A 15,064-nucleotide genomic window follows, 5' to 3' on the forward strand; every position below is an offset into this window, starting at 1 on the left:
CCGCTGGCGCCAATGATGTGGGGGTGGCTGCGCCCTTAGCAATCACGCCGACGGGCCGCAAACCAGCGGTTTAAATCCAGCCGCGCCTCTTGAAGTAGAGATAAGGCCCGACTGCGGAGACGAACATCAATGCAAGCGCGGCGGGATAGCCCCACTTCCAGTCGAGTTCGGGCATGTAATGGAAATTCATGCCGAAGATGCCTGCGATGAGTGTCGGCGGCAGGAAGATGATCGCCGCCCATGAAAAAAGCTTCATCGCCGCATTCTGTTCGATGCTGATCAACCCCAGCGACGCGTCGAGCAGGAAGGTGAGGTTGTCGCTGAGGAAGCTCGCATGCTCGCTCAATGAAATGACGTCGGTGGTCAGGCTTGCGACGTGGTTCCGCATGTCCTCATGCGTCGCCTGATGAAGGCGCTTGGAACCTGCGAGGAAATTCAGCAGCCGCGAGGTGCTGACACCGGTGTACCGGATTTTGGTGACCAGAGTCTGGGCGCGACCGATGGAGGTCAGCAGCCGTGTTAGCTTGTCGGCCGGGATGCGCCGGTCCTCCAGCTCCTTCTGGAAGATCTCGGACGAGAGATGCTCAATCTCGGCGGCTACCGTCTCAAGCTCGTCGGCGAGGCGATCGATGATCGCATCGAGAAGTCGTACCAGCACGGTAGGAGCATCCCGCGCCAACTCCGGGTCGCGGCGAACATGCTCGTAGAAAGCGCGGACCGGTTTGGGTGTCGCATAGCGGACGGTGACCAACCGGTCGGGCGTCAGCACGAAGCTGATCGGCGTGCTGGAGGGCTTTCCGTCTTCGACGCCGTAGAGGACGCTGACCGTCATATAGAGCGTGCCGTTGTGCTCGTAGAGGCGGCTGGACGGCTCGATCTCGGACATCTCGTCCTGGGTCGGGACGTCAACGGTGATGCAGCGCTCGACGAGCTCCTCCTCCGCTTCCGTCGGCTCCTCGAGGTCGATCCAGGTCGCGCCGTCCGGAATCTTGTCGAGTTTCGCTTCGACGATGCTTCCGTCGCAGCCGGGTCCATAAGCGCGCAGCATGGCGGCTCTGTCGAATGAACGGCGCGGCTTTGCAAGTGACTAAGGCCTGCTAAGCCTTCGGTTCATGACCCGCCGAACCGCGCTCATCGCCCTTGCCATTCTCGCCGCAGCGGCCGCGATCCTGCTGGCGATGGGCCGCAATCCGATCTGCACCTGCGGCACGATCGGCTTGTGGGTCGGCGAACGGGACAGCCCGCACACCAGCCAGATGCTGGCTGACTGGTACAGCCTCAGCCACATCGTCCACGGCCTGCTGTTTTACGCGATCCTGTGGGCTGTCGCGCGCCGCTGGCCGGCCGAATGGCGCTTCCTCGTCGCCCTGCTGGTCGAAGCGAGCTGGGAAGTGATCGAGAACACCCCGATGGTTATCGACCGCTACCGCGAGACGACCGCTGCGCTGGGCTACACCGGGGACAGCATCATTAACTCGCTGTCCGATATATTGATGATGTGCCTAGGTTTCCTGGTCGCCCGAAAGCTTCCCGTCTGGGCTGCGATCGCCTTGCTGATCGTGCTCGAAATCATCCCGTTGTTCGTCATCAGGGACAACCTGGCGCTCAATATTTGGAACCTGCTTGCGCCGAATGCGGCGGTCGCGGCCTGGCAATCGGGTGGCTGGCGGCACTAAGGCCACGCTCAAGCATTGTCGCCGGGATGTCGAAGTATTGGATCGCCGCGGCTGCCGCGCTCATGGCCGCCGCTCCCGCCCACGCCGGCGAGTTGTTCGGCGGCCTTTACGTCCATGATGTGAAGACGCCGCTCGACAAGGCTGGCATTGAAAGCGGGATGGACATCCAGCTCGGCTATCGTGGCGGAAACATCGGTCACACGCCGATCCAGCCCTACGTGTTCGGCGCGCTGAATAGTGCAGGCAATACCAGCTACGCTGCCGTTGGCCTTCCGGCTAAATTCGGCGACCGAATCTACATTCGGCCCGGGATCGGCCTTGCGATCCATAACGGCTCAGCCGCCGAATATTATCGAACCGATAAGATCGCCTTCGGCAGCCGCGTCCTGTTCGAGCCGGAGCTGGGTATCGGCGCGCGGGTCAACGACCGGCTCAGCATCGAGGCAAGCTGGGTCCACATGAGCCACGCGACCCTGTTCAGCCATGAGAACCCAGGGATCGACAATCTCGGCGTGCGGCTGAACCTGAAGCTCTAGCGCCCGATCATCTTTTCGGGCTTCACGACGCGATCGAAGGTAACCTCGTCGATCAGGCCGAGTTCGAGGCCCGCTTCCTTCAACGTCAGCTTCTTCTTGTGCGCATGCTTGGCGATGGCCGCGGCGTTATCGTAGCCGATCTCCGGCGCGAGCGCGGTGACCAGCATCAGCGACCGGTTCATCAGCTCGGCGATCCGATGCTCGTCGGGCTCGGCCCCATCCAGCATCCGAAGCGTAAAGCTCTCCATGCCGGTCGCGAGCAGGTTGATCGAGCGGATGACGTTGGCGCCGATCAGCGGCTTGAACACGTTGAGCTCGAGATGGCCCTGCAGCCCGCCGACCGTCACCGCGACATGATTGCCCATCACCTGGGCTGCAACCATGGTCAGCATTTCGGCCTGGGTCGGATTGACCTTGCCCGGCATGATCGAGCTGCCCGGTTCATTCTCGGGCAGCTTGAGCTCACCGAGACCACAGCGCGGGCCCGATCCGAGCAGCCGCACGTCATTGGCGATCTTGCTAAGCGCGACCGCGATCACATTGAGCACGCCGTGCAGCTCCACCATTGTGTCGTGGGCGGCAAGCTCAGCGAACTTGTTCGGGGCGGAAGTGAACGGTAGCTGCGTTAGCTTGGAGATTTCCTTCGCGAACTCGTCGGCAAAGCCCTTGGGGGCGTTGAGCCCGGTCCCAACGGCGGTCCCACCCTGGGCCAGCATCATCACGCGCGGCAACACGCCCTCGACCCGCTCAATGCACGCCTGAATTTGCGCGGCGTAGCCCGAGAACTCCTGGCCGAGAGTCAGGGGGGTCGCATCCTGCAAGTGAGTGCGGCCGATCTTGACGATCGAATCCCAGCGCTTGGCCTGATCGGCAACGCGCGCGTGGATCAGCTTCAAAGCCGGGAGCAGGCGCATGTGGACCGAACGCGCCGCCGCGACATGCATCGCGGTCGGGAAGCTGTCGTTCGAGGACTGCCCCTTGTTGACGTGATCGTTGGGGTGGACTGGCTCCTTGCCGCCCCGCTTGCCGGTTAGGATCTCGTTCGCGCGCCCGGCAATGACCTCGTTCGCATTCATGTTCGATTGGGTACCCGAGCCCGTCTGCCAGACGACCAACGGGAACTGGCTGTCGAGGTCCCCTCGGGCTACCTCGCCCGCGGCCTGCTGGATGACTTCGGCCAGCTTGGGGTCGAGGCCCGCGATGCGCGCATTCACCCGCGCCGCGGCCTGCTTGATGAAGCCTAGTGCGTGGACGATCTCCAGCGGCATCTGCTCGCGCGGGCCGAACGGGAAATTCTCGATCGAGCGCTCGGTCTGCGCCCCCCAGTAAGCATCAGCGGGGACTTCGATTGGGCCGAAGCTGTCAGTCTCGGTGCGGCTGTTGGTGGGCATGAGTCCTCTTCACATCAGGTGAAGCGGCTCCTGTTATTTTTTGCGCGTAAAGTCCACGCTGACGACGTTCGATCCATCCTCGCGCTTCTCATCTGCATCGGCATCTGGCGCGTCGTTCTCGGCTTCCTCATGCTCCTCATGAGCCCCTTCGGCGGCATTGGCCTGGAAGGTCAGCGCGAACTCGACGGCCGGGTCGTGGAATTGAGTAACGGCCGCGAACGGGACTCGAAGCGTCGCCGGCACGCCGCCAAACGACAGGCCGACGGTGAACACATCTTCTTCGACCTTCAGGTCCCAGAAGCGATTCTGGATGACGATCGTCATTTCGTCCGGAAACCGTTCGGATAGGTGCTTCGGGATGGAAACGCCCGGCGAGCGTGTGTTGAAGGTGATGTAGAAGTGGTGCTCGCCAGGAAGCCCTCCGGATTGCTCGACCTCGCCCAGTACGCGGCCAACGACGGCCCGAAGCGCGTCCTGCACGATCTCGTCGTACGGAATCAGGCTCTCGGGGGTGTCTTCGCTCATCGGCTGCAACCCGTAACGCTGGCCGGTTGGCGGTCAAGCAGCGAGTGTGGGCAAGCTAACGAAGGTTGCTGGCGAATGCTGTGCCGATCGGAAGCTCATGCCCGCTTTGCAGGCGAACCGTCTTGTCCTCGACCTTGGCGATCCGATCCTTGTTGATGAGGAAGCGGCGATGGATTCGCACGAAGCCATGACGGCGAAGCACATTGTCAGCCCTCGCCATCGTCATGCGCCGAAGCTCGACCCGGCCATTGGCGTGAATCTCGACATAATTGTCCGCCGCGGCGACCCAGTCGATCGCGCCGGCAATCTCCGACAGCGGGATGGCGGCAGGGTCCGGCGGCTGGCGAAGTACCGCCTTTCGAGTAAGCGCGACGAGCAGCACCGTCACGCCGATGGCGGGGAGGCGACGCATCACTAGAAGGCCCAAATGATCGGTCATGTCGCCGATGCAAAAATTGACGAAATATTCGAGCGCAATGGACATGGCTGCGATCCCGAGGACTAGCGCTACCAAAAGCGCTGGGCGCCGCATCGCATCCGCGCCCTGCCGCTGCTTGGACCATTCGAACAAAGCGAACCAGGGCACGACGGCTACCGCGGACCAGATGAAGCTGCCCGACCAGGGTCCGATATCTTCGGTGCCGAGCAGCAGTTGGTAGCCGTGGCAATAGGTCGCGCCGACCAGCCACACGAGAATCCCGGTGCCGATAAGGGGCAGGCCGGTCAATGGCTCGAACAGCCAGCGGATTAGACTCGGTCGCGGTGCCAGGCTCGCCATGCGCGCAAAATATCGACGGCTGGATGAATGCACAATTGCGCTTGACGGACCGCCCGACGAGGCGTGAGTCGCAACGATGCCTATCGACGCGACGCAGCCCTACGACGACAGCAACATTTTCGCGCGCATCCTTCGCGGCGAGATTCCTTCGAGCAAGGTGTTCGAGGACGAGCACGTCCTGGCGTTCAACGACATCAATCCACTATCGCCGACGCACATCCTGGTCATCCCCAAGGGCCCCTACGTGTCTTGGGACGACTTTTCAGCCAAAGCGTCGGACGCGGAGATCGCCGCATTCGTCCGCGCGGTCGGCAGGATCGCGCGCGAGGCCGGGTTGGTCGGGGAAGGCTACCGGTTGCTGGCCAACACCGGAGGCAACGCCGGTCAGGAGGTGCCGCACCTCCACGTCCACATCTTTGCGGGTCGCGGGCTCGGGCCGATGCTCGCGGCCTAACTATCGCCCGTAGAAGGGGGATTGCCCTCGCAGGCTGAGCCGCTACGTTCCGCAAAACCGCTTCTAGGGGAGAACTGATGGCGAGTGCCGCTCCAAGCCGGGGGATTCTCGGCCGAATGATGCTGCGTAAGAGCGTGGCCCAAGTTCAGGAAGAAACCCGGACCAGTGAGCTCAAGCGATCGCTTGGACCCTGGAACCTTGTATTCCTCGGTATCGGCTGCATCATCGGCGCCGGCATCTTCGTCCGTACTGGCAACGCGGCGGCGCTCCACGCCGGGCCTGCGGTGCTCATCTCCTACTTGATCGCGGGCACGGTCTGCGCCTTTGCAGGGCTTTGCTACGCGGAGCTTGCCTCGACCCTCCCGGTTTCAGGTTCGGCCTACACCTACAGCTATACCACCATCGGCGAGTTTGCCGCCTGGGTCATGGGTGCGCTTCTGCTCCTCGAATATGGTCTTGCGGCGTCGGTCGTCGCGGTCGGCTGGTCGGGCTATATGGTCAGCCTTCTCGGCGACATCGGGATACACATACCCGCGGCGCTGACTGGGCCAATGGGCCACCACCTCCAGAAGGACGGTGTCGACGTGCTCGTGAATGGCGCACCGGTCGTTTACGCGTTCAACCTGCCGGCCTTCCTGGTGTGCATGGCGCTCGCCACCCTGCTGGTCATCGGCGTGTCTGAATCGGCCAAGTTCAACAACGCGATCGTTGCGATCAAGGTGACGGTTCTTACCGCCTTCATCCTCGTCGGCGGCTTCATCCTGCTCAAGAACCTCCCGACCTACATCCCGAACTGGCAACCGTTCATTCCGGAACCGACCGGCGCAAAGGGTGAATTCGGATGGAGCGGAATTCTCCGCGCGGCGTCGATCGTCTTCTTCGCCTATATCGGCTTCGAAGCGGTTTCGACGGCCGGCCAGGAAGCCAAGAACCCCGGCAAGGACATGCCGTTCGGGATCATCGGCTCGCTGCTCGCCTGCACGGTGATCTACATCCTCGTGTCGATCGTCCTCACACTGATCGTCAACTACAAGTCGCTGAACGTGCCCGATCCGGTGGCGGTCGCCGTTGACGCGTTCGGCCCGCAATGGGGCTGGTTCGCAAAGACCATTAAGGTCGGCGCGATCATTGGCCTGACCTCGGTCGTTCTCGTGCTGATGTATGCGCAGACCCGCATTTTCTACACAATGGCGCGCGACGGCCTGCTGCCCAAGGTCTTCTCCACCGTGCACGAGAAGTTCCGGACCCCGTGGATCAACACGATCCTGGTCGGCCTGATCACCGCCTGCGCCGCTGGTTTCTTCGACATCAACACGCTCGGCGACATGACGTCGGTCGGCACGCTCGCGGCCTTCGCGATCGTTTGCCTCACTGTCATTTGGCTGCGGCGCACCCATCCGGAAATCCCGCGCGGCTATCGCGTCCCGCTTTATCCGGCGCTTCCGGCTCTGGGAATCGTCAGCTGCGTCGCGCTCATATTCACGGTGGAAACGCGCGTGCTGATCTTCTTCGCCTGGTACACCGCCATCATGGTGGTGCTCTATTTCCTATACGGAATGCACCATAGCGAGCTCGGCAAGGGCCACGTGGTCATTGGCGACGGCGAACCGCCGGTATTCCCCGAAGATGCGCCCAAAAACGCGCGGGGCAAAGCCAAAATCAAGCCCTAGGCCAGCAGGTCTCCGGCGAGCGCCCTGAGGTCCGCCTCGGGGCGCGCGCCGTAATGCTGGATCACTTCGGCGGCGCAGATCGCGCCGAGCTTCAGCGATTGCTCGAGGCCTCGGCCACGCGCCTCCCCGGCGAGGAAGCCTGCCGCGAAAAGGTCGCCGGCGCCCGTCGTGTCGACCAATGCTTTGATAGGCTCGGCCGGGACTTGCGCCCGCTCGCTTCCGCGCACGGCAAGCGCGCCATGCTCGTGCCGAGTGACGACAAGGGTCTCGACCTTGGCCGCCAGCGCTTTGACTGCGCTGTCGACGTCGCCCGTCTGCGCCAACGCTTCGGCCTCGACCTGATTGGCGAACAAAATGTCGATCCGGCGCTCGTGGAGCAGGCGGTTGAGATCGTCGCGGTGACGGTCGACGACGAAGCCGTCCGACAAGGTGAAGGCGACCTTGGTTCCCGCGGCCCGCGCCGCGTCCATCGCCTTGTACATCGCCGCGCGCGGATCGGCCGGGTCCCACAAATAGCCTTCGAGATAGAGGATCTTCGCGGCCGCGACCTCGGCCGGATCGACGGCGTCGGGCCCAAGCATCTGCGCCGCGCCGAGGAAGGTGTTCATGGTCCGTTGGGCGTCGGGTGTGACGATGATGAGGCAACGCGCGGTGGCGCCGACGCCGCCCTTCGGAGCAGTCGTGAATTCCACTCCCAGGCTGCGGATGTCGTGCGTGAAAATCTGCCCGAGCTGGTCGTCGGCGAGCTGACCGATGAACCCGGCTCGAAGCCCGAGCGATGCCAGGCCTGCAACGGTGTTGGCGGCAGAACCGCCGCTCGCTTCGCGCGCCGGTCCCATCGCCTCGTACAGGCGCGCAGCCTCATCCTCGTCGATCAGCCGCATCGCGCCCTTGTGCATGCCTTCGGCGGCAAGGAAGGCGTCGTCGGCATTGGCGATGACGTCGACGATGGCATTGCCGATGGCGAGCACGTCGAGGCGGCGGTCGGTCATGAAATCTCCAGGCCTTGTCGGGGGAAGCGCGCCGCCTAGCCGTCCGTTCAGTCGCTCGCAACCTTGCGCCCACGACAAGGCCACGCCATCGTCATGCCCATGCGCCGCCTAATCCTCCTCACCGCCATGCTGATCGTCGCGGGTTGCGCGGCCCGCCAACAACCGCGGGCGGAAACGCCGCCAGTCCAGAGCCCGACCACACGCGAACCGGTCGGGGTCGTCGGCCTGACGCCGCAGGAGCTGGTCGCCCATTTCGGCAATCCCGCGCTGCAGGTCAGGGAAGGGACCAGCCTGAAACTCCAGTTTCGTGGCCGCAGCTGCGTGCTCGACGCCTATTTGTATCCGCAGAACAATGTGCTCCGCGTGACCCATGTCGATACGCGCACGCTTGCGGGTTACGACAGCGATCAGGCCGCCTGCATCGCCTCGCTCGAATAGCCAAGGCGTTTCAACGCCCAGTTCGCCGCTTCGGCAATCGTGGCGTCCTCGCTCCCAATGTGGGGCCTGATCGAGGCGATCAGCTCAGCATCGCCGCTGTTGCCCGCGGCAATTAGGCAGTTGCGGATCATTCGCTTCACCCCGATCCGCTTGATGGGAGACCCTAAGAACAATTCGCGGAATCCGGCGTCGTCGAGCGCCAGCAGGTCCGAAAGCTTCGGCGCCGCGAGCTCTGCCCGAGGCAGGAAAGCTCTGTTCGCCGCGGCCGCGTCGGCGAAGCGGTTCCATGGACACACTGCCAGGCAGTCGTCGCAGCCATAGATGCGGTTGCCCAGCGCTTCGCGAAACTCGTCGGGGATCGGCCCGTCATGCTCGATCGTCAGGTAGGAAATGCAGCGCCGCGCGTCGATGCGGTGGGCGCCAACGAACGCGTTGGTCGGACAGGCGTCGAGGCAGCGCGAGCATGACCCGCAATGCTGTCCGGCGACGGCGGGCGTATCGGGCTCGAGGTCGAGGCTGGTCAGGATCACGCCGAGGAACATCCAGCTGCCGTGCTCGCGCGACACGAGGTTGGTGTGCTTGCCCTGCCAGCCGATCCCCGCTGCCTGGGCCAGCGGCTTTTCCATCACCGGCGCGGTGTCGACGAACACCTTCAATTCCGACGGCGCGCGGTCGACGATAAATCGCGCCAGCGCCTTCAGCGCCTTCTTGACCGTCTCGTGATAATCGCCGCCCTGCGCATAGACCGAGATGCGCGCGAGCTCTGGCCGTTCGGCCAGCAGCAGCGGATCGACCGCCGGCGCATAGCTCATGCCCAGCGCGATCGCGGACCTGGCTTCCGGCCACAGCGCGAGCGGCGACACCCGGTGGTGCGCCCGCCCCTCCATCCAGCCCATCGTTCCGTGATGGCCGGCATCGAGCCAGCGCTTGAGTTCGAGGCCGGCGGCATCGGCCGCGTTGGCAGGCGCAAAGCCGCATGCGGAAAAGCCGAGCCGCTCCGCTTCCGCTCTTATTGCTTCCTCAAGGCTTTGCCCGTTATTCACGCCGCGCCTGTACACCGGCGGTGCAACTTTTCGTAGGAATTTCAGTGCTTCGACACGCCCAGCCCGAACCGTCGAACGAGCGCGTGGCGGTTGAAGCGGTCGATCTCGTCAAGGACTTCAATGAGACCCGGGCGGTCGATGGCGTCAGCCTCGTCGTCCCGACGGGCTCGATCTATGGCCTGCTCGGGCCGAACGGCGCCGGCAAGACCACGACCTTGCGCATGTTGCTAGGCATTATCGATCCATCGAGCGGCCGAAGGATGGTGCTTGGGCGCGAACGCCCGCTCGAGGCCGCGGCCGAGATCGGCTATCTGCCGGAGGAGCGCGGCCTTTATCCCGCCATGCATGCGCGCGACGCCATCGCCTTCATGGGTGCGCTTCGCGGCCTGCCGCTGGCTGAGGCGCGCCGGCGCGGCGATGCATTGCTCGACGAGCATGGCCTCGGCGACTGGGGCCGAAAGTCGATCCGTAGCCTGTCCAAGGGCATGGCCCAGCTCGTCCAGCTCTTGGGCACGATCATCCACAAGCCGCGGCTGATCGTCCTCGATGAGCCCTTCGCGGGCCTCGATGCGATCAACCAGGGGAAGCTCGAGGAACTGATCAGGCGTGAGGCAAGCGCTGGCGTCACCATCATCTTCTCGACCCACGTCATCGCTCACGCCGAGCGGCTGTGCGAGGAAATCGCGATCATCGCCAAGGGTAAGGTCGTGTTCGACGGCCGCGTGGACGAGGCCCGCGCCCGGCTCCGTTCGATCGTCCGCCTACGTACGCGCGAAAGCGACGGGCCGTGGCGCGCCGCCATTCCCGAAAATTCCCGTCGCGTGGGCAGCGAATGGGTATTCGAGCTGCCCGAGGGCGGCCCCGAGCCCTTGCTCAAAGCGCTGATCGAAGGCGGCGCCGGTATCGAGACCCTGGCGATCGAGCGGCCCGGCCTCCACGACGCATTCGTCGCGATCGCCGGCAACGCCGCGGCCAAAGCGATGAGCGAGGAGAAGCCGCAATGATGCGCTTCGTTCGTTCGGCGTTCGTCATCGCGCGGCGGGATTTCGGGGCAACCGTCCTGTCGAAGGCTTTCATCTTCTTCCTGCTGGGCCCGCTGTTCCCGCTGCTTCTGGGTGGGGTGTTCGGAAGCATCGGCTCTCGTGTCGCGACCCGCACCGAGCGGCCGGTCATTGCCGTGATTGCACCCAAGGCGCAGTTCGACCGGCTGCTGGCCGCGCGAAACACCATGGCCGACGGCGTCGATGAGGCGAGCGTCATCAAGCTGGTTGGCTACGCACCTGAGAGCGATCTCGCCGCCCAGGAGCAGAAGCTCCTGACGCTCCGCGACCCGCCGGTTCGCGCCGTGCTCAGTCAATTGGATGGCGAGCCCCACCTCACAGGGTCGGTGGCGAGCGACACGCGCACCGTGAGCCAACTAAAGCTGCTCATTGCCAATGCCCGACAGCCGCAATCCTCCACCGAGCCGCAGCTTTCCGTGACCAGCGTCCGGGCATCGACAGGCGCACTGGTCAACGACCGGGCGATTACGGCGCAGATCGGCCAGATGCTCATCTTCTTCCTGACCTTGTTCCTGGCCGGCATGGTGATGTCGCAGCTGATCGAGGAGAAATCGAACAAGATTATCGAGATCATCGCCGCGGCGATTCCGATCGACGCAATGTTCGTCGGGAAGCTGTTCGCGATGCTCGCCGCCTCGGTCATCGGACTCGCCGTGTGGACCACCGCGGGCGCCTTGTTTGTCGAGATGGTCAAGAATGGGGGCGTCGCGTCATTGCCGTCGCCAGCAATCGGCTGGCCGGGCTTCCTCGCTTTGGCGACTGTATATTTCGCCATGAATTACTTGCTCATCGGTGCGGTGATGCTGACTATCGGCGCTCAGGCATCCTCGGCGCGCGAGGTGCAGGTCCTCGCCATGCCCGCGACCTTCGGGCAGTTCCTCCTGTTCGGCCTCGCCACCACAGCCATTGGCTCGCCCAATTCCCCAACCGCGCTTGCTGCCGCGATCTTCCCCTTGTCCTCGCCAATGGTGATGCTTGCCCGGGCCGCGCAAGAGCCTGAGTGGTGGCCGCATCTTGCCGCCCTTCTGTGGCAAGCCTTGTGGGTCGCACTCATTCTGCGCGGCGCCGCGATGCTGTTCCGGCGGACTGTTCTGAAGTCAGGCCCCCGCCGCCCGTGGTGGAAGTTCGGCCGGGCTTAGTCCAGCGCCGCTTTCGCCTGCCCGGTCAGCCACTCCTGCATGGCCATATAAGGGAATGGACCGTGGCTGACGCGGGCAATGCCGGCGTCCGCCCACTGCGCCCGCGTCGGACCGTTCGGCAGGTGCATCGCGTTCACGGGCAGGTTGACCGCCTTCGTGATCCGCTCGACCAGTGAAAGGTCGGCGAGACCGGGGATGAAATAGCCGTTCACGCCGGCGCTGGCATAAGCGCGGCCGCGTTCGATCGCCTGGTCGGTTAGCGCCGAATCATGGTCCTCGGGCTTTGCTTTCAGGAACAGGTCGGTGCGCAGGTTGATGAAGAAGTCACGGCCGACGCCGTCGCGGAGCGAACTTATACGGGCGACCTGTTCGGCGATTTCATACAAGCGGTCGGTGCCGACGACCTGGTCTTCGAAGTTGCAGCCGATGGCGCCGGTCTCGGCGAGCCGCCGCCCATTCGCCGTGATGGCGTCGCCTTCGGTCGCGTAACCACCTTCGAAATCTACCGTCACGGGAAGCTCGACCGACGCAGCAATCCGTTCGGCATTGGCCAGAGCCCAATCGAGCGGCACTTCCTGCCCGTCGCCGAATCCGTTCGCCATCGACACCGAAGCGCTTCCGGTGGCGATCGCCTTGGCGCCGGATTTCGCCACCGCCTGCGCGCTGCCCGCGTCCCATGCATTGAATAACACCAGCGGCTCGCCGGGAACGTGCAGGCTTACAAAATCGTCGAACTTGCTCATGGACATTCAGGCTCCTGTCGGGGAACCGTTCCTTAGGCGCAACGAGGCCGCGAAGACCTCCAGAATCTTGCGTTCATCCCCAAAGCTCAGCTTATCGCCGCGATCGCCATTTCCGTGAGCTTGGCCATCAGTGCGCGGTGCGGGAAGGGGCCGTGGCTGATCCGCGCGACACCGGCATCGGCCCAGACCTTCTTGTCGGGCGCGCCCGGGAAGGCGATGACGTTGAGCGGTAGCGGGACGTCGCGGACCACGCGCTCGATCTGCTTGGGGTCCGACAGGCGCGGCACGAAGAATCCGCTCGCGCCGGCGTTGGCGAACGCCTTCCCCCGCTCGATGACCTGGTCGACCAGCGCGTCATCATACGTCTGCGTCTTCAGGAACAGGTCGGTCCGCGCGTTGATGTAAAACTTGTCGCCCACCGCGCGGCGGATCGCAGCGATCCGCTTCGACTGGAGATCGAGCGGATGAAGGCCTTCACCGCCGATCACCTGATCTTCGAAGTTGCACCCCACCGCGCCGGTTTCGGCAAGCTTGCGGACATTCGCGCCGCCTTCTTCCGGATCGGCGGAATAAGCGCCCTCGAAGTCGACCGTGAGCGGGACCTCAACCGCGTCCGTGATCCGCCGCGCATTGGCGAACGCGAAATCCATCGGCACCTTCTGCCCATCCGCCCAGCCATTGGCGTCGGCGACCGGATGACTCCCCGTCGCCAGCGCCTTCGCGCCCGCCGCGACCACGGCCAGCGCACTACCAACGTCCCAGATGTTGTATAGGACAACCGGATCGCCCGGCACATGCAGCGCCGCGAAGGTTTCGAATGACCCCGCCATCAGATCTGGTCCGAGTAGATCGGGTGGATGTCGACCGGGATGTGGCCCATCTCGCCGGTGATTTGCTTGGCCTCGGCATCCATCACAGCCCATTTGGCGAGAAATGCCTTGGTCCCGTTGTAATCGCCGTTGGCCTGCAGGTGAACGATGCCGCCAACGAGATCACGAATAGCTGCATCGAGCTTGGCCGGGTCGATGCGGAAGCGCTTGGCGTTCGCGTCCCACACGATCCCGCCCTTGTCGCGGATGTAGCGATACTGCATCGCGGCGCCGCGCCCGTGGGCGTCGGTGTCGCCGAAGCGCATCGCCCGGAACAGGCCGGCGACGTAGGCCGCGCGGATCTGCGGCTTGTCGGCGGGGGGCAATACGCCCTTATCCATCATGAAGAGGACGTTGTAGGCGCCCATCACATCGGCCTTGGCTTCCTCAAAGCCGCTGCCGACGTCCTTCAATGCCTTGTCGACCGTCGTCGCCTGGCCTTTCACCGTGATCGATCCGGGCCCAAGGCTGTGGCTCAGCTCATGGAACAGCGTTTCCATATACATGTAGCGGCTGTTCACGTTGGCCGCGTCCTCGGGCACCAGAACCAGTCCCGCCATCGGCTTCAGGATGCGGTCGTACTTGGCCGCGATCAAGTTGCGCAGGATGACCTTCTTCGCACCCTTCGCCTCGCGCACGCGCTCGTCGTTGGGCAGGTTGAAGGCGATCGTCTGGATGCCGTGGTTGGCATCTCCGCCGCCGCGAATCTGGTCACCGACCGAAATCGGCGATTCGAACCCGCGCTTGAAGTTTTTGTACTGCTCTTCGACCGGCAGGTTGGCTTCCATTTCGCGCAGGTGGCTCTTGTAAACGTCGAGCGCCTGGCTCTCCTTAGGATCCTTCAGGACGACGAAGGACTCGAACGCCGTCTTCGCGCCGTAGAGCGTGTCGGTGTAGGTTTCATATGGGCCGATCACGATCTCGATCGGCGTGTCCTTCAAGTCCATCCACGCGAGCTCAGATTCGTAATAATCATCGGTGCGAAAGGCCTTGGCGCGAAGCGTCAGGAACTTCTTGAGGCTCGGGTTAGTGGTAATCGCCGCCGCTTCCTCGAGCTTCTTCGCCGCGGGCTCCAGCCATTCCTTATATTCCTGGCTGTAGGGAACGGCGACTAGCTTGTCCCCCTCACGCTTCACGACCGTATAGGGGCTGGTTAGCGCGTCCTTTTGGTCGGGATGCTTGGCGAGGTAATCGTCGAACTGCTCCTTGGTCAGGCCCGCGGGGTAGAAGCCGGCGCCGACCGGGCGGCCGGCGTTGCCATAAAACGGCTTGTCCTCATCGACCTCGTCCCACGGCCCCATGAACGTATCGAAGCGCTCGAGCGCGGCCTTGTCGCCTGACTTCGCGATCTCGTCGCGAATCCGCGGGTTGTCGGTGGAAACCTGACGCAGATAGATCGGGTTCATCAGGTCGGCGGCCTGCATCAGCAGGTTTGCGACCTTGCGATCCTCATCGGTCAGATAGCTGGTGTTGACCTTCATATCGACGCGGGCGAGCCTGTCGGCGCCCTGCTCGGCGGTGGCTCCTTCCTGCTGCTGGTTGGACGTGCCGGCCTGGCAGGCGGCGAGCGAAAGCGCGGCAGCGGCCGCGATCCAGCGGATCTTTGTCATGGCCCGCGCTGTAGCAGTCGTCTCGCGCGCGTAGCAATCGGCCGCTCCGCCAAGCGCTGTCATAAAAGTGCAACGATACTGTCACAGGGGGGACGCTGACCCGCCGCTAGAGCGGTCGCGAAACCTGCCGAGAACTAGG

General features: G+C 63.9%; 16 protein-coding genes. 7 read left to right on the forward strand and 9 right to left on the reverse strand.

The genetic code is table 11. The features are described 5' to 3' along the window. Positions 1 to 70 precede the first annotated feature (70 nt). On the reverse strand, positions 71 to 1,048 hold the full coding sequence (gene corA, locus AC4K8G_RS08565; RefSeq protein WP_491733732.1) for a magnesium/cobalt transporter CorA: 978 nt from the start codon (positions 1,046 to 1,048) through the stop codon (positions 71 to 73). A gap of 64 nt (positions 1,049 to 1,112) precedes the next feature. Here corA and AC4K8G_RS08570 point away from each other — a divergent pair, with 64 nt between their 5' ends. Together AC4K8G_RS08570 and AC4K8G_RS08575 are read left to right on the forward strand one after the other, a co-directional pair. Continuing rightward, on the forward strand, positions 1,113 to 1,676 hold the full coding sequence (locus tag AC4K8G_RS08570; RefSeq protein WP_491733733.1) for a DUF2585 family protein: 564 nt from the start codon (positions 1,113 to 1,115) through the stop codon (positions 1,674 to 1,676). A gap of 26 nt (positions 1,677 to 1,702) precedes the next feature. Continuing rightward, positions 1,703 to 2,212, forward strand: a complete 510-nt coding sequence (locus AC4K8G_RS08575) for an acyloxyacyl hydrolase (protein ID WP_491733734.1) — start codon at positions 1,703 to 1,705, stop codon at positions 2,210 to 2,212. Here the strand turns inward: AC4K8G_RS08575 and fumC are convergent. The 3 genes from fumC to AC4K8G_RS08590 are packed head-to-tail and all read right to left on the reverse strand — an operon-like array spanning position 2,209 to position 4,906. Beyond that, the gene (gene fumC / locus AC4K8G_RS08580; RefSeq protein WP_491733735.1) at positions 2,209 to 3,603 is read right to left on the reverse strand and encodes a class II fumarate hydratase; all 1,395 of its coding nucleotides are present in this window, start codon (positions 3,601 to 3,603) and stop codon (positions 2,209 to 2,211) included. The genes AC4K8G_RS08575 and fumC overlap by 4 nt on opposite strands. Before the next feature lie 33 nt (positions 3,604 to 3,636). Further along, positions 3,637 to 4,128, reverse strand: coding sequence for an SspB family protein (locus AC4K8G_RS08585; RefSeq protein ID WP_491733736.1), 492 nt, complete (start codon positions 4,126 to 4,128; stop codon positions 3,637 to 3,639). 55 nt (positions 4,129 to 4,183) lie between these two features. Then, entirely contained in the window at positions 4,184 to 4,906 is a 723-nt protein-coding gene (locus AC4K8G_RS08590) for a LytTR family DNA-binding domain-containing protein (RefSeq protein ID WP_491733737.1), read from the reverse strand. 76 nt (positions 4,907 to 4,982) lie between these two features. On the opposite strand from AC4K8G_RS08590, the gene AC4K8G_RS08595 reads away from it, so the two are divergent. Both AC4K8G_RS08595 and AC4K8G_RS08600 read left to right on the forward strand, forming a co-directional pair. After that, positions 4,983 to 5,360 carry a histidine triad nucleotide-binding protein gene (locus AC4K8G_RS08595; protein WP_491733738.1) on the forward strand — a complete coding sequence of 126 codons (378 nt, stop codon included), beginning with the start codon at positions 4,983 to 4,985 and terminating at the stop codon, positions 5,358 to 5,360. Between the two features lie 77 nt (positions 5,361 to 5,437). Then, positions 5,438 to 7,030 (forward strand): amino acid permease, encoded by a 1,593-nt coding sequence (locus AC4K8G_RS08600; RefSeq protein ID WP_491733739.1) that lies wholly within the window; start codon positions 5,438 to 5,440, stop codon positions 7,028 to 7,030. Here AC4K8G_RS08600 and AC4K8G_RS08605 read toward each other — a convergent pair. After that, on the reverse strand, positions 7,027 to 8,022 hold the full coding sequence (locus AC4K8G_RS08605) for an adenosine kinase (protein WP_491733740.1): 996 nt from the start codon (positions 8,020 to 8,022) through the stop codon (positions 7,027 to 7,029). The genes AC4K8G_RS08600 and AC4K8G_RS08605 overlap by 4 nt on opposite strands. Before the next feature lie 99 nt (positions 8,023 to 8,121). Here AC4K8G_RS08605 and AC4K8G_RS08610 point away from each other — a divergent pair, with 99 nt between their 5' ends. Further along, positions 8,122 to 8,460 (forward strand): hypothetical protein, encoded by a 339-nt coding sequence (locus AC4K8G_RS08610; RefSeq protein WP_491733741.1) that lies wholly within the window; start codon positions 8,122 to 8,124, stop codon positions 8,458 to 8,460. Here AC4K8G_RS08610 and queG read toward each other — a convergent pair. Next, entirely contained in the window at positions 8,430 to 9,503 is a 1,074-nt protein-coding gene (queG, locus tag AC4K8G_RS08615; protein WP_491733742.1) for a tRNA epoxyqueuosine(34) reductase QueG, read from the reverse strand. The genes AC4K8G_RS08610 and queG overlap by 31 nt on opposite strands. A gap of 44 nt (positions 9,504 to 9,547) precedes the next feature. On the opposite strand from queG, the gene AC4K8G_RS08620 reads away from it, so the two are divergent. Together AC4K8G_RS08620 and AC4K8G_RS08625 are read left to right on the forward strand one after the other, a co-directional pair. Further along, positions 9,548 to 10,507 carry an ABC transporter ATP-binding protein gene (locus tag AC4K8G_RS08620; protein WP_491733743.1) on the forward strand — a complete coding sequence of 320 codons (960 nt, stop codon included), beginning with the start codon at positions 9,548 to 9,550 and terminating at the stop codon, positions 10,505 to 10,507. Further along, positions 10,504 to 11,703, forward strand: coding sequence for an ABC transporter permease (locus tag AC4K8G_RS08625; RefSeq protein ID WP_491733744.1), 1,200 nt, complete (start codon positions 10,504 to 10,506; stop codon positions 11,701 to 11,703). Before AC4K8G_RS08620 ends, AC4K8G_RS08625 begins: the two co-directional genes overlap by 4 nt. Here AC4K8G_RS08625 and AC4K8G_RS08630 read toward each other — a convergent pair. The 3 genes from AC4K8G_RS08630 to AC4K8G_RS08640 all read right to left on the reverse strand — a co-directional run bounded on the left by AC4K8G_RS08630 (position 11,700) and on the right by AC4K8G_RS08640 (position 14,925). Further along, complete coding sequence (locus AC4K8G_RS08630) at positions 11,700 to 12,452, reverse strand: isocitrate lyase/PEP mutase family protein (protein ID WP_491733745.1); 753 nt, start codon at positions 12,450 to 12,452, stop codon at positions 11,700 to 11,702. The two genes, AC4K8G_RS08625 and AC4K8G_RS08630, sit on opposite strands and share 4 nt — an antisense overlap. A gap of 80 nt (positions 12,453 to 12,532) precedes the next feature. Beyond that, on the reverse strand, positions 12,533 to 13,276 hold the full coding sequence (locus AC4K8G_RS08635; RefSeq protein WP_491733746.1) for an isocitrate lyase/PEP mutase family protein: 744 nt from the start codon (positions 13,274 to 13,276) through the stop codon (positions 12,533 to 12,535). After that, a complete protein-coding gene (locus tag AC4K8G_RS08640) occupies positions 13,276 to 14,925 on the reverse strand; it encodes a DUF8614 domain-containing protein (protein ID WP_491733747.1) in 1,650 nt (549 codons plus the stop codon). Before AC4K8G_RS08640 ends, AC4K8G_RS08635 begins: the two co-directional genes overlap by 1 nt. Positions 14,926 to 15,064 lie beyond the last annotated feature (139 nt).

The sequence above is a fragment of the Sphingomonas sp. SP3 genome (genome assembly GCF_058514305.1).

What these genes read in the sequence shown, in the direction of transcription:
- AC4K8G_RS08590 (WP_491733737.1), bottom strand. Translation starts at nt 4,906, where the DNA reads ATGGCGAGCCTGGCACCGCGACCGAGTCTAATCCGCTGGCTGTTCGAG.
- AC4K8G_RS08625 (WP_491733744.1), top strand. Translation starts at nt 10,504, where the DNA reads ATGATGCGCTTCGTTCGTTCGGCGTTCGTCATCGCGCGGCGGGATTTC.
- AC4K8G_RS08610 (WP_491733741.1), top strand. Translation starts at nt 8,122, where the DNA reads ATGCGCCGCCTAATCCTCCTCACCGCCATGCTGATCGTCGCGGGTTGC.
- corA (WP_491733732.1), bottom strand. Translation starts at nt 1,048, where the DNA reads ATGCTGCGCGCTTATGGACCCGGCTGCGACGGAAGCATCGTCGAAGCG.
- AC4K8G_RS08570 (WP_491733733.1), top strand. Translation starts at nt 1,113, where the DNA reads ATGACCCGCCGAACCGCGCTCATCGCCCTTGCCATTCTCGCCGCAGCG.
- AC4K8G_RS08585 (WP_491733736.1), bottom strand. Translation starts at nt 4,128, where the DNA reads ATGAGCGAAGACACCCCCGAGAGCCTGATTCCGTACGACGAGATCGTG.
- AC4K8G_RS08640 (WP_491733747.1), bottom strand. Translation starts at nt 14,925, where the DNA reads ATGACAAAGATCCGCTGGATCGCGGCCGCTGCCGCGCTTTCGCTCGCC.
- AC4K8G_RS08575 (WP_491733734.1), top strand. Translation starts at nt 1,703, where the DNA reads ATGTCGAAGTATTGGATCGCCGCGGCTGCCGCGCTCATGGCCGCCGCT.
- fumC (WP_491733735.1), bottom strand. Translation starts at nt 3,603, where the DNA reads ATGCCCACCAACAGCCGCACCGAGACTGACAGCTTCGGCCCAATCGAA.
- AC4K8G_RS08600 (WP_491733739.1), top strand. Translation starts at nt 5,438, where the DNA reads ATGGCGAGTGCCGCTCCAAGCCGGGGGATTCTCGGCCGAATGATGCTG.
- AC4K8G_RS08630 (WP_491733745.1), bottom strand. Translation starts at nt 12,452, where the DNA reads ATGTCCATGAGCAAGTTCGACGATTTTGTAAGCCTGCACGTTCCCGGC.
- AC4K8G_RS08635 (WP_491733746.1), bottom strand. Translation starts at nt 13,276, where the DNA reads ATGGCGGGGTCATTCGAAACCTTCGCGGCGCTGCATGTGCCGGGCGAT.
- AC4K8G_RS08605 (WP_491733740.1), bottom strand. Translation starts at nt 8,022, where the DNA reads ATGACCGACCGCCGCCTCGACGTGCTCGCCATCGGCAATGCCATCGTC.
- AC4K8G_RS08595 (WP_491733738.1), top strand. Translation starts at nt 4,983, where the DNA reads ATGCCTATCGACGCGACGCAGCCCTACGACGACAGCAACATTTTCGCG.